This is a genomic window from Sphingomonas sp. CCH15-F11 (assembly GCF_001557005.1).
GTDB lineage: Bacteria > Pseudomonadota > Alphaproteobacteria > Sphingomonadales > Sphingomonadaceae > Sphingomonas.
Window position 1 is genome coordinate 24029 of the sequence record NZ_LSKG01000058.1, and the last position, 15348, is coordinate 39376.

Sequence of the window (15348 nt, forward strand, 5' to 3'; positions counted from 1 at the left end):
GGCGCGACAGACGCCGGGGCCAACAGGGTGGATGCGGGAGCAACGATGCGACAACTGGAACATTTCCCCAACCTGGTGACGATGTTCTTCACCCGCGCGCGCGAACAGGGCGACAAGCCGTTCCTGTGGGCCAAGCGCGGCGGGCAATGGCAATCGACCAGCTGGGCGGAAGCCGCGCGCCAGGTCGCGGCGCTCGCGGCCGCGCTGGAGGGGCTTGGCCTCTCACGCGGCGACCGGGTGATGCTCGTTGCCGAAAACAGCCCCGAATGGTGCATCAGCGATCTGGCGATCATGGCGGCGGGCATGGTGACCGTCCCGACCTATGTCACCAATACCGAACGCGACCATCACCATATCCTGGAGAATTCGGGCGCGGCGGCGGTGATCGTCTCCAATGCCAAGCTCGCCCGGACATTGCTGCCCGCCGTGCTGCGCTCCAACACCGCGCGCCACGTCATCGCCATCGACGATTTCCGCATGAGCCAGCCCGGCGCAGTCGAGTTTCACAGCTGGCGCGGGCTGATCGCCGCGCACCCGACCGAGCCCGCACTGGTTGCCCAACGCTGCGACTTCGCGCGCGAGGACCTGGCCTGCATCATCTACACCAGCGGCACCGGCGGGTCGCCACGCGGCGTGATGCAGCATCACGGCGCGATCCTGCACAATGTCGAAGGCTGCATCGACGTCATTTCGACGGACTTCGGCTGGGAAGACGAGGTGTTCCTGTCCTTCCTGCCGCTCAGCCATGCCTATGAACATACCGGCGGCCAGCATTTCCCGATCGGGCTTGGCGCGCAGATCTATTATTCCGAGGGGCTCGACAAGCTGGCCTCCAATATCGAGGAGGTCCGTCCGACCATCATGGTCGTCGTTCCCCGCCTGTTCGAGGTGCTGCGCACGCGCATCACGAAGACGGTCGAGAAACAGGGCAAGCTGTCGACCTATCTGCTTGACCGCGCCGTCGCGATCGGCGGGCGCAAGGCGGACAAGGGCAGCGTCGGCGTCGCCAACCTGCCGATGAACCTGATCGTCAATTCGCTGCTCAAGCCCAAGATCCAGAAGCGCTTCGGCGGGCGGATCAAGGCGATGGTGTCGGGCGGCGCGCCGCTCAATCCGGAAGTCGGCATCTTCTTCCAGTCGCTCGGCCTCACCTTCCTCCAAGGCTATGGCCAGACCGAAGCCGCACCCGTGATCTCGTGCAACCGCCCCAAGGTCGGGCTGAAGATGGACACGGTCGGCCCGCCGCTCAAGAATACCGAGGTTCGCATCGCCGAGGATGGCGAGATCCTGGTGCGCGGCGAACTGGTCATGCACGGCTATTGGCGCAACGAAGCGGAAACCGCGCGGGTGCTCAAGGACGGATGGCTCCACACCGGCGACATCGGCATCATCGACGACAAGGGCCGGATCAAGATCACCGACCGCAAGAAGGACATCATCGTCAACGACAAGGGCGACAATGTCGCGCCCCAGAAGATCGAAGGGATGCTGACCCTCCAGCCGGAGATCGTGCAGGCGATGATCTCGGGCGACCGCAAGCCCTATATGGTCGCAGTGCTCGTCCCCGACCCCGAATGGGTGCAGCAGTGGTGCGCGAAGAGCGCGACCGGCTGCGACTTCAAGTCGCTGGCCCAGAATCACGCGTTCCGCAGCGCGCTGGGCACGGCGGTCGAGCGCGTCAACAAGGAGCTGTCGGTCATCGAACGCATCCGCCAGTTCATCATCGCCGACGAACCCTTCACGATCGAGAACCAGCAGCTGACGCCCAGCCTCAAGATCCGCCGCCACGTCCTGCGCGAGGTCTATGGCGAGCGGCTGGAAAAGCTCTACCGCGCGTAAGGCCCGTCGCCCCGGCGTCCGCCGGGACGACGCGCAACGGCAGTCAGCCCAGTAGAGCGGTTCGCGATCAAGTTGATGCGCTTAGAGCGTGACGACGTTAGCTTGACTCGCTCTCTAACGACTTCCTCGTCACCCCGGCCTTGTGCCGGGGTCCACCGGGCGGCGCAGTCCCGGCGGTTGTAACGTGTGGCGCCGTGGACCCCGGCACAAGGCCGGGGTGACGAAAGGTGATTCCATGCAAGGTCATCCCGCTCTAAGCCCCTCCCCTTCAGTGCAGGGGTTGGGGTGGGGACTCTCCGCCGGGCGCATCGCCTGAGGCACGCCCCCCCGTCCCCTCCCCTGAAGGGGAGGGGTGCGCCGGGTGGATCGCAAACCGCTCCAAACTCACGCCGCCTCGTCCGCCGCATCCAGCCCATAGGCGGTGTGCAGCACGCGCACGGCCAGTTCGGTGTAATCCTCCTCGATCAGCACGCTGACCTTGATTTCGGAGGTCGTGATCGCCTGGATGTTGATGCCGCGATCACCGAGCGTCTGGAACATCGTCGACGCGACGCCGGCGTGGCTGCGCATACCGACGCCGACGATCGAGATTTTGGCGACGCGGGTGTCGTGGACCAGCTTGGTATAGCCAATCGTGTCGCGGGCCTTGTCGAGCACGTCGAGCGCGCGCGCCAGTTCCGCCTGCGGCACCGTAAACGTCACGTCGGTCGATCCCGACGAATGCGCCACATTCTGGACGATCATGTCGACATTGATGCTGGCGGCCGCGAGCGGCGCAAAGATCGACCCCACCGCACCCGGCCGGTCGGGCACGTCGGCCAGCGTGATCTTCGCCTCGTTCTTGTCGTGCGCGATGCCGGTGATGAGCTGGCGTTCCACGTCTTCGATCTCCTCTTCACCCACGATCAGCGTACCGGGCAGCGATGCGGCGTCGGGGGCCCCGTCCGCGTCGCCGAAGGAGGAGAGCACCTGGATGCGCACGCCTTCCTTCATCGCCAGCCCGACCGATCGGGTCTGCAGCACCTTGGCGCCGACGCTCGCCAGCTCCAGCATTTCCTCATAGGTCACGCGCCTGAGCTTGCGCGCGCGCGGCACGATGCGCGGGTCGGTGGTATAGACGCCGTCGACATCGGTGTAGATGTCGCAACGATCGGCCTTCATCGCCGCGGCGACCGCGACCGCCGAGGTGTCGGACCCGCCACGGCCCAGCGTCGTGACCCGTCCGTCGCCGGCCATACCCTGGAATCCCGGGATCACCGCGACTTCGCGTGCGGCGGTGGCGGCAAGCAGCGCATCGGTGTCGATCGCCTCGATCCGCGCCGCGGCATGCGCGTCGTTGGTCCGCACGGGCAGCTGCCAGCCGAGCCAGCTGCGCGCCGGCACGCCGATCGCCTGCAGCGCGATCGCCAGCAGGCCCGATGTCACCTGCTCGCCGCTCGCCACCACGACATCATATTCGCGCGGATCATAGAGCGAGGACGCCTCGCGGCAAAAGCCCACCAGCCGGTCGGTCTCGCCGGCCATGGCGGAAACGACCACCGCGATCTCGTTTCCGGCTTCCCATTCGCGCTTCACCCGCTGGGCGACGTTGCGGATACGCTCGATGCCCGCCATCGACGTGCCACCGAATTTCATCACGATCCGCGCCATTTTATTTCGCCAAACGCCTCTTGGGAGCAATGGGGCGCTCTGATAGGAGCGCACCATGGCAAAGGCAAGTGACGCGCTCGCACCCGCAGCATCCACGATCGACGCGCGCGAGGCCGCGCATTTCGGTGCGCTCGCCGCCGACTGGTGGAATCCGCGCGGGACGTCCGCGATGCTCCACCGGCTGAACCCGGTCCGGCTGAAATTCATCCGTGCCGCGGTCGATTCGCATTGGGATACGGACGCCGCCGCGTTCCGACCGCTGCTGGGCCGCCGCGCCCTCGACGTCGGCTGTGGCGCGGGACTGCTCGCCGAGCCGCTCGCCCGCATGGGGGCGACCGTCACCGCCATCGACGCCGCGCCGGAGAATATCGGTGCGGCGCTCGCGCATGCCGAGGCATCGGGTCTGGCGATCGACTATCGCGCCGGCGGGATCGAACAGGTCGCGGGTGCCCGCTTCGATCTCGTCACCGCGCTTGAGGTGATCGAGCATGTGACCGATCCGGCGGCGTTCGTCGCCGGGCTTGCGGCAGCGCTCGCGCCCGATGGGCTGCTCATCCTCTCGACCCCCAACCGTACCGCGCTGTCGCGGCTCGCCATGGTCGGCGTCGCCGAGGGGCTGGGCGCGATCCCGCGCGGCACGCATGACTGGGACAAGTTCCTCACCCCCGACGAGCTGGTCGCGCTCCTGGAGGTGGAAGGGCTCGCGATCGGCGAGCGGCGCGGCATCGGCTGGTCGCCGACTGCGGGCTTTCGCATCGGCGACGATGAGCGGCTGAACTATATCCTGACCGCCCGGCCGCGCTGATCCGCGCGGATCGGCACCGTCCCTGGGCCTCGTCGCGCCGCCTTCCCCCCTGGCGGGCAGCTTTCCCGGTCCGGTGCCGACGCGAAGGCCCGCGCGGCTGGCAACATGCCGCGGCGTGCGGAGGCGGGCGTCCGGGAAAAGGGAGTGAACCCGACCGCCCGCATTCGCACCATCCGTCATTTTCGCAGGGCGCGAAACAGCCAATTCGGTCGTGGAGCGGCCGGGCTGTATCGCGGCGGGACGCACGCATGTCGCGCGGATGTGGACCAAAATCCAGCTGGCGTTCACCAATGCCCGCGTTATGCATGGCCGCGCGAGCGGTGGGAGAGTGCGCGTGCGTGCGGGACGTCTGGGCGTAGGGTTGAGTTTGCTGGCCCTGCTTGGGGCATGCGGCGGCGGCGGTGGCGGCGGCAGCCGGACGAGCGGAACGGTGACTGCGCCGCCGACCTCGGCCGCACCCGCACCCGCACCCTCGCCGACACCCGCGCCCACCCCGACGGCGACGACCGCCGGATGCTCGGTGCGCGAACGCCAGGACTGGGTCGCGGCGCAAATCAACGAATGGTATCTTTTCCCCGACCTCCTCGCGACGGGACTGAACCCCGCCGCCTATGCCACCGTCGATGCGTATATCGACGCGCTGACCGCCAACGCCCGCACGCTGAACCGCGACCGTTATTTCACCTATCTGACCTCGATCGCCGAGGAGAGCGCCTATTACGCGTCGGGTGCCACCGCCGGTTTCGGCGTGCGTTTCGGGTTCTCGGGCGACCGCCTGTTCGTGATCGAGGCGTTCGAGGGCGGGCCCGCGCTCGCGGCCGGCGTCGATCGCGGTGCGGAGATCGTCGGCGTCGGCACGACGAGCGCGAATGTCCGCAGCGTCGCCGCCATCCTGGCCAGTGAGGGCGAGGCGGGGCTCGGTACGGCGCTCGGCCCGGCGACCGAGGGCACTGTCCGCGTGCTGCGCGTCCAGGATGCCACCGGCACGCGCGAGGTCAGCATTACCAAGCGCATTTTCGATTTGACCCCGGTGTCGTCGCGCTATGGCGCCCGCATCCTCGACGATGGCGGCCGGCGGGTCGGCTATCTCAACCTGCGCACCTTCATCTCGACCGCGGATCAGGCGCTGCGCAACGCCTTCCAGCAGTTCCGCGACGCGGGCGTGACAAACCTCGTGATCGATTTCCGCTATAATGGCGGCGGCCTCGTCTCGACGGCAGAGCTGCTGAGCGACCTGCTCGGCGGGGCGCGGACCGCGTCGAATATCCAGTCGATCACCGCGTTCCGCCCGTCCAAATCGGCCCAGAACGAAACCCGCTATTATCGTGCGCAGCCCCAGTCGGTCGCGCCGATGCGCATTGCGTTCATCGGCAGCGGCGGCACCGCGTCGGCCAGCGAGCTGGTCATCAACTCGACCCTGCCCTATCTGCGCGCCAATTCCGCGCTGATCGGCACCAACACCTATGGCAAGCCGGTCGGCCAGATCGCGCTCGACCGGCCGGCGTGCGACGACCGGCTGCGCGTCGTCGCCTTTGCGAGCCAGAATGCCGACGGCCAGGGCGGCTACTACAACGGTCTCGCGTCGGTGATGGAATCGAGCTGCCAGGCATCGGACGATATCAGCTTCCCGCTCGGCGACCCGCGCGAGGCATCGGTGCGCACGGCGCTCGACTTTCTCGCGGGACGCAGCTGCACCCGGATCGCCGTCGGAACCCAGGGCCCGCAGGCCGCGCGCAGCACGACCGCCCGGCGGCTGTTCAGCCCGACCCGCCCGACCGCTGCGCAGCGCGAGACGCCCGGCCTGTTCTGACTCCGCCTACCGCGCATTTCCAGCTTCTTGCGATCCGGGCGGGCGGGCGGCGGCGCGGGCTTGTGCGGTCGCCACCGCTTTCCCATCTGTGACGGGTCGAACCCCGGGAGACGCGTAACATGGTCGAGGCACGCTGGAACGGTCACGTGATCGCACGCAGCGACGACACGGTCGTCGTCGAGCGCAACCATTATTTCCCCGCCGACAGCATGACCGAGGCGGTGCAGCTCAAGCCGAGCGCCACCACCAGCGTCTGCCCGTGGAAGGGCACCGCACATTACTACACGCTCGTCGTCGACGGCGCGGAGAATGTCGATGCGGCCTGGTACTATCCCGAGCCCAAGGATGCGGCGAGGGAGATCACCGGCCGCATCGCCTTCTGGAAGGGCGTGACCGTCGGCTGACGCCGAATTTGGCGGACCTCACGGGGCGGGCCCGTTAGCCGCCTCGGCAACGGGAAAGACACCGTCAGCCTGGGAAAGCCACCGTCACCCCGGACTTGATCCGGGGTCTCGCTGCCTTTTCGGGCGCAAGAAACAGCGGGACCCCGGATCAAGTCCGGGGTGACGAGAACGCTGGGGAAATGGCATCGACATCGGCCGCTTCGACAACACCGCCCGCAACCGGCACAACCGTCTCGCCCCCCGCGCGGCGCCCTGCTAAGCCGCGGCCATGCCCAACCATCTCTACCTCGTCGACGGCTCGAGCTTCATCTTCCGTGCCTATCACGTGCTGCCCCGGCTGACCAATCGCCATGGCGAGCCGGCGGGCGCGGTCTATGGCTATACCACGATGCTGTGGAAGCTCGCGAAGGAGCTGCACGAAGCCGACGGCCCAACCCATCTGGCGGTCATCCTCGACAAGTCCGAACACACGTTCCGCAACGACCTGTACGATCAGTACAAGGCGCATCGCCCCCCTGCGCCCGAGGATCTGGTGCCGCAGTTCCCGATGATCCGCGATGCGACGCGCGCGTTCAGCCTGCCCTGCATCGAGGAGCTGGGGTGGGAAGCCGACGACCTGATCGCGAGCTATGCGAAGGCGGCGCTGGCCCAGGGCTGGCACGTCACCATCGTCAGTTCCGACAAGGACCTGATGCAGTTGCTGACCGAACCCGGCATCGACATGCTCGACACGATGAAGGACCGCCGCATGGGGCCCGAGGCGGTGGTCGAGAAGTTCGGCGTCGGCCCCGAGAAGCTGGGCGAGGTGCTGGCGCTGATGGGGGACAGCGTCGACAACGTCCCCGGCGTCCCCGGCGTCGGCCCCAAGACGGCCGCCAAGCTGATCCTCGAGCATGGCGATGTCGAGGCCGTGCTCGCCGCCGCGCCGAACATGAAACCGGGCAAGCTGCGCGACAATCTGATCGAGCATGCCGACATGGCGCGGCTGTCGCGCCGTCTGGTCACCCTCGCCGATGACGTGCCGCTGCCGCACCCGCTCGAGGAGATGACGCTCGATGGCATTCCCGAACCGCCGCTGCGCGCGTTCCTGGAGCATCACGGCTTCAAGTCGCTGCTGGCCAAGCTTGCGACGGTGGCGGACCCGGTCGACACCGGCAGCACGCCGCCGCCGGTCGCGGCCGAGCAGGCCGCCGATCCGGCGTGCGATCACGACGCCTATGAAACCGTAGTCGACGACGCCGCGCTCGACCGCTGGATCGACGCGGCCCGGCACCAGGGCTGGGTCGCGATCGATACCGAGACCACCGGGCTCGATGCGATGTCGGCCGATCTGGTCGGCATTTCCATGGCGCTCGCCCCCAACCGGGCCTGCTACATCCCGGTCGGCCATGTCGGGCACGACATGTTCAGCGAGCGCCCGCAACAGATCGAGCGCGCGGTCGCGCTGGCGAAGCTCAAGCCGCTGCTCGAGGACCCGGCGGTGCTCAAGATCGGCCACAACCTCAAATACGACCTGATCGTCCTGCGGCGCTGCGGCATCGATGTCGCGCCGTATGACGACACGATCGTCATGTCGTTCGACCTCGATGCCGGGCGGCACGGGCACGGCATGGACGAGCTCGCCGCCACGCACCTGTCGCACAGCTGCCTCGCGTTCAAGGACGTGGTCGGTACCGGCAAGAACCAGAAGCATTTCGGCGAAATCGATCTGCATGCCGCAACCCGCTACGCGGCCGAGGATGCGGACGTGACGCTGCGCTTCTGGCGGCGGTTCAAGCCGCGGCTCGCCTATGAAGGCGGAACGCGGATCTATGAGCTGGTCGATCGCCCGCTGGTCCGCGTCATCGCCGGGATGGAAATGGCGGGCGTCAAGGTCGATGCCGGGCGGCTCGCCCAGCTTTCATCCGAATTCAGCCAGCAGATCGCGCGGCTGGAGGAGGATATCCACGCGCTCGCCGGGTTCAAATTCGCGATCGGCAGCCCAAAGCAACTGGGCGACGTGCTGTTCGACAAGATGGGGATCAAGGGCGGCCGCAAGGGCAAGTCGGGCGTCTATTCGACCGACGTCAACGAACTGGAGCGGATTGCCGCTGACAAGGACTCGCCCGGCCGCGACATGGTGCTCAAGGTGCTCGACTGGCGCCAGCTCAGCAAATTGAAGTCGACCTATACCGACGCGCTCCAGGCCCAGATCAACCCGCACACCGGCCGCGTCCATACCAGCTACAGCCTGACCGGGGCGCAGACCGGGCGCCTCTCGTCGACCGACCCCAACCTTCAGAACATCCCGATCCGCACCGAGGTCGGCCGCCAGATCCGCGACGCGTTCGTGGCGGAGCCGGGCCATGTCATCCTGGCCGCCGACTATTCGCAGATCGAGCTGCGCCTCGCCGCGCACATCGCCGACGTGCCGGCGCTGCGCGACGCGTTCGCCAACGGCGACGACATCCACAACATGACCGCGATGGAGCTGTTCGGCGAGGTCAATCGCGACACGCGCGGGCGGGCGAAGACGATCAACTTTGCGATCCTCTACGGCATTTCGCGCTGGGGGCTGGCGGGGCGGCTCGACGTGACGCCCGATGAGGCACAGGCGATGATCGACCGCTATTTCGATCGCTTCCCCGGCATCAACCGCTACATCGCCGACACGCTGATGACGGCAAAGGAACGCGGCTATACCGAGACGCTGTTCGGGCGGAAGACGCACTTCCCGCGCCTCAAGTCCCCCAATCAGAACGAGCGCGCCGGATCCGAACGCGCCGCGATCAACGCGCCCATCCAGGGTACGAGCGCCGACATCATCAAGCGCGCGATGGCGCGCATGGGCCCCGCGCTGGAACAGGCCGGCCTGCCCCGGGTTCGCATGCTGATGCAGGTCCACGACGAACTGGTGTTCGAGCTGCCCGAGGGCGACGTCGACGCGGCCAGGCCCGTGATCGAGCACGTGATGGCGACCGCCGCCGAACCCGCAGTCAGGCTCACCGTCCCGCTCGGCGTCGAGATCGGGGTCGGGCCAAGCTGGGGCGCCGCGCATTGATTGCAGCGCCGCCGGCGATCGTCGAGCTGTACATCCCGGTCCTGCTCGGCCTCGGCCTGCTGATCCTGCTGGTCGCATGGCTGCCGCTGGTCCTGAAGGAATGGCCGCTGTCGCTGCCGATCGTGTGCGTCGGCATCGGCGCGGGCCTGTTTTCGATCCCGCGGTTTCAGCCCTTTGCGATCCATCCGATCGAGACGCCGTTCATGGTCGAGAAGGCCGCCGAGCTGATCGTCCTCGTGTCGCTGATGGGGGCGGGGCTGAAGATCGCGCGACCGTTGAGCTGGCGGGGCTGGCGGCCATGCTGGCGGATGCTGGGGATCGCCATGCCGCTCACCATCGTGGCGCTGACGCTGCTGGGTGCCGGGCTGCTCGGCGTCGGACTGTCGACCGCGCTGCTGCTCGCCGCGTCGCTCGCGCCGACGGATCCGGTGCTGGCATCCGACGTCCAGATCGAAAAGCCGGGATCGGACAGCGATGACGAGGCACGCTTCACGCTGACCTCGGAAGCCGGGCTGAACGACGCCCTCGCCTTTCCCTTCGTCCATCTCGCCATTGCGGCGGCGGCAGGCGGCTGGACCTGGGCGACGATGGGATGGTGGGTGCTGGACGACGTCGTGTTCCGGCTTGCCGTCGGCGCGATTGCGGGGGTGGCCGGCGGCTGGCTGCTCGGCTGGATCGTCTATCGCCTGCCCGGCGAGACGCGGCTGTCGCGAACCGGCGACGGCTTCGTCGCACTGGGGGCGACGCTCGTCATCTATGCGCTGACCGAATTGGCACATGGCTATGGTTTTCTGGCCGTGTTCATCGCGGGACTGATGCTCAACCGCGCCGCCGCCACCGACGTGTTCAACGACCGGTTGCACGACTTTGCCGACGAAACCGAACGGTTGCTGATGATGGTGATGCTCGTGATGTTCGGCGGCATGCTCAGCGCGGGCGGGCTGCTGGCGCTGGTGCGCTGGAGCGATGTCGTCTTCGCGCTGATCGCGGTGTTCCTCGTCCGCCCGCTGGTCGGCTGGATCTCCCTGGCCGGGCTGCGTCGCTCACCGCTGGAGCGGGGCGCGATCGCGTTTTTCGGCATTCGCGGGCTGGGTTCGGTGTTTTATTTCGCCTACGGCATCAATCATGGCCAGTTCGACCAGCCGACGCGATTATGGGGTGCGATCGCGCTTGTGATCCTGATCTCGATCCTGCTGCACGGTACGACCGTCACCCCGGTGATGCGCCGGCTCGACCGCCAGCGCGAGGTCGAAGCATGACCGCGCCCGACGAAATGGCCGCGCTGGCCAGGGGCGGGCGGACCAATATCCTCGGTTTCGGGCTGCGGCTGGCGGCGCGGATCCCCTTCCTGTTCATCGCCGGGCGGATTTACGGCGCGGAGATTGTCGGCCGGTTCGCGGTTGCCATCCTGGTGGTCGAATTCGCCGCGCTCGTCGCGACGATCGGGCTCAAGCGCGGGCTGGCCCAGGCGCTGGCGCACACCGACCGCCCGCACGCGCACGTCGTGTGGGACGCGATGCTGGTCGCTGCCATCGCATCGCTGGTCGCCAGCGCCGTCCTGTTCGCCTTTCCCCAGGCGATGTATCCCAACAGCCAGGTCATCGGGTTTGAACGGCTGCTGCCGCTGGTCGTGCTCGCCATCGCCTGGTCGGACATCGCGCTCGCCGCGCTCGCCTATCGCCACAATATCCGGGCGGCGGTGACCGCGCGTGCGGTGATCGAGCCATGGACGATCAGCATCGCGGCCTTTGCGCTGTCCTACATTTCGTCGCGCGACGGGCTGATCATCGCCTATGTCCTGTCGATGCTCGCCGCGCTCGCGGCCTCGTTGGTGCCGTTCGTGCGCAGCTATGGCCTGCCGCACGGCTGGTCGCCGCATCTGCCCGAGATGTTCGCGCTCGCCCGCCGCAACGCGCCGCTGGCCGGCGCGGACGCGATCGAATGGGGCACGCGCAACGTCGACCGCTTCATCCTGGGCCTGTTCTTCGCCCCCAATGTCGTCGGCATCTATTACATGGCCCAGCAGGTCGCGTCGCTGCCGCAGAAGCTGAAGACCAGTTTCGATCCCGTGCTCGGGCCCGTCATCACCCAGGCGCTCGCGCGCGGCGACCGGGCCGCGGTCGCCCGCCAGATCCGCCAGGTCGGCTTCTGGATCATCGCCGCACAGGCCGGTCTGGCGCTGATCGGCGGGCTGCCGGCCGAAGGCGTCATGGGCGTGGTCGGTCCCGCCTTCGTCGCTGGGGCGGGCGCGCTCATCTTCCTGCTCGCCGCCGAAGTGCTCGCCGCACCGGGGGCCGTGGCGGAGGCCGGGCTGGTCTATGTCGCGCGGCACCGCAACCTGATCCTGTCGATCACCGTCCTGTCGTTGCAGATCGGGCTCAGCTTCGCGCTGGTCATCGCCGCGCGCACCCTGGGCCTACCGGAAGGATGGGCGGCTGCCGCGCCCGCGGTCGCGCTCACCGTGTCGCTGGCGCTCGGCTCGCTGCTCAAGACGCGGCTGCTCGCCCGCCTGCTCGACGCGCCGGTATCGTCGCTGCGCTGGTCGTTCGCCTGGGCGGTGGCGGCGGCGGGCGTGGTCGGCTGGGTCGTGACGACCCAGCTGCCCGAATGGGCCGAGCTGGCAATCGGCATCCCGGGGATCCTGCTCAGCTACCTGTACGTCCTGTGGCGCTGGGGCTTCGGGCCGCAGGACCGCACGCTGTTCCGCAAGCTGCCCGGCGCGCCCGAGATTCCAGCGAGCGAGGACGCGGCCGAAGCAGCGTAAGCGGTTACCGTCGGGTAAGAATTGCGGCATATGTGCGGAGCGCCATCCGCACAGGAGCCGACGCAATGCCCCGCACGCTATGGCAGGACGAACGTGCCGCGACCGCCATCGAATATGGCCTGCTCGCAGCCCTTATCTCGGTCGCGCTGATCGCCGCGTTCAATGCCCTCGGTCTCAGCCTTGCGGGCATTTTCACGACGATCACCAACGCGCTGAACGGCTGATCGCTGCCGCATTGGCCGCCGGCCGCTCAATGGCGGAAGTGGCGCATCCCGGTGAAGATCATCGCCAGCCCGGCCTCATCGGCGGCGGCGATCACCTCGGCATCGCGGATCGACCCGCCCGGCTGGATCACCGCCGTCGCGCCCGCCTCGACCGCGGCCAGCAGCCCGTCGGCAAAGGGGAAGAAGGCATCCGACGCCACCGCGGATCCGATCGTGCGCGGTTGCGCCCATCCCGCCTTCTCCGCCGCGTCGCGTGCCTTCCACGCGGCGATCCGTGCCGACTCCAGCCGGTTCATCTGCCCCGCACCGATGCCCGCCGTTGCGCCGTCGCGGGCATAGACGATCGCGTTCGACTTCACATGCTTGGCGACCGTCCAGGCAAAGCGGCAATCGGCCAGCTCCTGCGCCGTCGGCTGGCGGCGCGTGACGACGCGCAGCGCATCGTCCGCCACCCGGCCATTGTCGCGCGACTGGACGAGCAACCCGCCCGCGATCGACTTGACCATCAACCCGCCGCGCGCCGGATCGGGCAGGTCGCCGGTCAGCAGCAGGCGCAGATTCTTCTTCGCGGCAAAGATCGCGCGCGCGTCATCGGTCGCATCGGGCGCGGCGACCACTTCGGTGAAGATGTCCGCGATCGCTGCCGCCGTCTCACCGTCGAGCGTGCGGTTGGCCGCGATGATCCCGCCGAACGCCGACACGCTGTCGCACGCCAGCGCGGCGCGATAGGCGTCGATCAGCGTGTCGGCGCTGGCGACGCCGCACGGATTGGCGTGCTTGACGATCACCACCGTCGGCGGGCCGTCGCGAAACTCGCTGACCAGCTCGAGCGCGGCGTCGGCGTCGTTATAGTTGTTGTAGCTCAGTTCCTTGCCCTGCAGCTGCTCGGCCTGGGCGATCCCGCGCGCCGCCGGCCCCTGGGGCAGATAGAGCGCGGCCGACTGATGCGGATTTTCGCCATAGCGCAGCGTGTCGCCGCGCGTGAACGCCAGCGGCAGGGTCGCCGGAAACATCTCGCCCTGGTCGGCGAAGGCGAACCATTGCGCGATCGCGCTGTCATAGGCGGCAGTGGCGGCATAGGCCTTGGCCGCGAGCTTGCGGCGCGTATCGATCCGCGTCGCACCGCCGGTCTCGTCCAGCTCGGCGACCAGCGCGGGATAATCGGCCGGATCGGTGACGATCGCGACATAGGCGTGGTTCTTTGCGGCCGATCGCACCATGCTCGGCCCGCCGATGTCGATATTCTCGATGATCGTCGCGCGGTCGGCGCCGCGCGCCACCGTCCGGGCAAAGGGGTAGAGGTTGACGACGACCAGGTCGATCGCGCCGATCCCATGCGCGGCCATCGCGGCGGCGTGGTCCGCATCGTCGCGCACCGCCAGCAAGCCGCCATGCACCATCGGGTGAAGCGTCTTGACCCGCCCGTCCATCATCTCGGGAAAGCCGGTCAGGTCGGCGATGTCGCGCACTGCCAGGCCCACATCACGCAGCGCGGTGGCGGTGCCGCCGGTCGACACCAGCTCGACACCGTGGCGGGCGAGGGACTGCGCGAGTTCGACGATGCCCGTCTTGTCGGATACCGAAAGCAGCGCGCGGCGAAGGGGGATGTCGGTCATGCGCGTGCCCATCGGCCAAGCGGAGGCGCGGGGCAAGCCTATTTGGCGCGGTGGAACAGCCAAGTGACGCTGGCGCCGCCCGGCGGCGACTGGCCCGACAGCACGATCTGGCGCGTCGCATGCGGGCGACCCGCTCCGTCGACCCACAGGCTGTCGTCGACCGCCAGCGTCGCCTCGCGACAGCGGAACTGCCACACCGCCCCGCCGGGCAGGCGCAGGAACGCGGCCTGATTGTCGGTCGTCGGCGACACCTCGATCCCCGGCGCCAGGTGAAAGCGAATCGCGAAGGGGATGTCGCCGCGCTGGCGCTTCTTGCCCGACGGGATCAACAGGTCCTCGCCGCGCAGGTCGCGCCCGTCGGCGGACAGCAGCAGCTGGCGGCGATGGATCAGGCCGTAACGCCGGACATAGCCGTCATGGCTGGCGTCGAGCCGGGCGGTGCCGCCCCCGTCCTGACGGCTCAGCTCGACCGAAGCGACCCCGCGCCCCAGCGTGCCGTCGCCGTGGATCGCGGTCGAATTACTGTCGTCGACGATCAGCGTCGAATGCGCCGCCGTGGTGCGCAGCCCTTCGGTCAGGCTGGCGGGCACCGACGCATGGACCGACCGCGCGCCCCCGCAATTGACCACCAGCCGGCGCGTGCCGTCGGAAAGCTCGAACGCCAGCGTCGACGCGCATCCGCCCTCGACCAGCCGCGCGACGGGCGGCGGGGCGGCGTCGATCACCAGCACCGTCTGACCGGCGGCGAGGCGATGATAGCCCCAGTCGCGCGCCTGGCGCAGCGGCCGGGTGCGCACGCCGGTCGCCTCGACAATTGCGGCGACCTGATCGGCCGCCACCGGGTTGCCGCCCTGCCAGCTCGACAGCGCACCGTCGCCCAGCGTGAGCCCCTGCAACGCGCCGACCATCCGCGCCAGCGTCGCGTCGATCAGTTCGGGCGGATCGATCCGCCGCGCGGCATAGGTCGCGCGCAGCATGGTCAGCACCATGATCGCGTCGATCAGCCCCAGCGGCGACCGGCCCGTCACCCCGCCGTCGCTGCCGACCGATGCGGCGATCGCGCGCGCCAGTCCCGCTTCGTCGAGCGCGCGGCGGGCATCGCCGCCCGGAATCATCAGCCCCGCCGCGACGATCCCCGCGCAAGCCGCGATCCGGCGCGGGCCGGCAGGCGCGCGATCGGCGGTGCGGTCCAGGTG

General features: G+C 68.5%; 11 protein-coding genes. 8 read left to right on the plus strand and 3 right to left on the minus strand.

Annotated elements, in window-relative coordinates; all coding sequences use genetic code 11:
- Positions 1 to 45 precede the first annotated feature (45 nt).
- Positions 46 to 1839, plus strand: coding sequence for an AMP-dependent synthetase/ligase (locus AX709_RS05620; RefSeq protein ID WP_066477356.1), 1794 nt, complete (start codon positions 46 to 48; stop codon positions 1837 to 1839).
- A gap of 384 nt (positions 1840 to 2223) precedes the next feature.
- Here AX709_RS05620 and AX709_RS05625 read toward each other — a convergent pair whose 3' ends face one another.
- Complete coding sequence (locus AX709_RS05625; RefSeq protein ID WP_066547728.1) at positions 2224 to 3489, minus strand: aspartate kinase; 1266 nt, start codon at positions 3487 to 3489, stop codon at positions 2224 to 2226.
- A gap of 55 nt (positions 3490 to 3544) precedes the next feature.
- Here AX709_RS05625 and ubiG point away from each other — a divergent pair, with 55 nt between their 5' ends.
- From ubiG to AX709_RS05660, 7 genes are all read left to right on the plus strand, one after another.
- The gene (gene ubiG / locus AX709_RS05630) at positions 3545 to 4294 is read left to right on the plus strand and encodes a bifunctional 2-polyprenyl-6-hydroxyphenol methylase/3-demethylubiquinol 3-O-methyltransferase UbiG (RefSeq protein WP_066547725.1); all 750 of its coding nucleotides are present in this window, start codon (positions 3545 to 3547) and stop codon (positions 4292 to 4294) included.
- Positions 4295 to 4622: 328 nt separating this feature from the next.
- A complete protein-coding gene (locus AX709_RS05635) occupies positions 4623 to 6104 on the plus strand; it encodes a S41 family peptidase (protein WP_443026195.1) in 1482 nt (493 codons plus the stop codon).
- 119 nt (positions 6105 to 6223) lie between these two features.
- Positions 6224 to 6508: a DUF427 domain-containing protein gene (locus AX709_RS05640; RefSeq protein WP_066547719.1), complete on the plus strand. Its 285-nt coding sequence runs from the start codon at positions 6224 to 6226 to the stop codon at positions 6506 to 6508.
- A 268-nt stretch (positions 6509 to 6776) separates the two neighbouring features.
- Complete coding sequence (gene polA / locus AX709_RS05645) at positions 6777 to 9548, plus strand: DNA polymerase I (RefSeq protein WP_066547716.1); 2772 nt, start codon at positions 6777 to 6779, stop codon at positions 9546 to 9548.
- The gene (locus AX709_RS05650) at positions 9545 to 10807 is read left to right on the plus strand and encodes a cation:proton antiporter (RefSeq protein WP_231726125.1); all 1263 of its coding nucleotides are present in this window, start codon (positions 9545 to 9547) and stop codon (positions 10805 to 10807) included. The genes polA and AX709_RS05650 overlap by 4 nt, the downstream gene beginning before the upstream one ends.
- Positions 10804 to 12312 carry a lipopolysaccharide biosynthesis protein gene (locus tag AX709_RS05655; protein ID WP_066547713.1) on the plus strand — a complete coding sequence of 503 codons (1509 nt, stop codon included), beginning with the start codon at positions 10804 to 10806 and terminating at the stop codon, positions 12310 to 12312. Before AX709_RS05650 ends, AX709_RS05655 begins: the two co-directional genes overlap by 4 nt.
- A gap of 65 nt (positions 12313 to 12377) precedes the next feature.
- On the plus strand, positions 12378 to 12536 hold the full coding sequence (locus AX709_RS05660) for a Flp family type IVb pilin (protein ID WP_066477281.1): 159 nt from the start codon (positions 12378 to 12380) through the stop codon (positions 12534 to 12536).
- Positions 12537 to 12562: 26 nt separating this feature from the next.
- Here the strand turns inward: AX709_RS05660 and purH are convergent, their stop codons facing one another.
- Together purH and AX709_RS05670 are read right to left on the minus strand one after the other, a co-directional pair.
- Positions 12563 to 14152, minus strand: a complete 1590-nt coding sequence (purH, locus tag AX709_RS05665; RefSeq protein ID WP_066547739.1) for a bifunctional phosphoribosylaminoimidazolecarboxamide formyltransferase/IMP cyclohydrolase — start codon at positions 14150 to 14152, stop codon at positions 12563 to 12565.
- 38 nt (positions 14153 to 14190) lie between these two features.
- Positions 14191 to 15348 (minus strand): heparinase II/III family protein (locus tag AX709_RS05670; protein WP_066547712.1); only part of this gene is annotated, 1158 nt, incomplete at its 5' end.

Bases quoted from the DNA above. Each gene is read 5' to 3' on its own strand.
- purH (WP_066547739.1), bottom strand. From the start codon at position 14,152: ATGACCGACATCCCCCTTCGCCGCGCGCTGCTTTCGGTATCCGACAAG.
- AX709_RS05625 (WP_066547728.1), bottom strand. From the start codon at position 3,489: ATGGCGCGGATCGTGATGAAATTCGGTGGCACGTCGATGGCGGGCATC.
- polA (WP_066547716.1), top strand. From the start codon at position 6,777: ATGCCCAACCATCTCTACCTCGTCGACGGCTCGAGCTTCATCTTCCGT.
- AX709_RS05655 (WP_066547713.1), top strand. From the start codon at position 10,804: ATGACCGCGCCCGACGAAATGGCCGCGCTGGCCAGGGGCGGGCGGACC.
- ubiG (WP_066547725.1), top strand. From the start codon at position 3,545: ATGGCAAAGGCAAGTGACGCGCTCGCACCCGCAGCATCCACGATCGAC.
- AX709_RS05640 (WP_066547719.1), top strand. From the start codon at position 6,224: ATGGTCGAGGCACGCTGGAACGGTCACGTGATCGCACGCAGCGACGAC.
- AX709_RS05620 (WP_066477356.1), top strand. From the start codon at position 46: ATGCGACAACTGGAACATTTCCCCAACCTGGTGACGATGTTCTTCACC.
- AX709_RS05660 (WP_066477281.1), top strand. From the start codon at position 12,378: ATGCCCCGCACGCTATGGCAGGACGAACGTGCCGCGACCGCCATCGAA.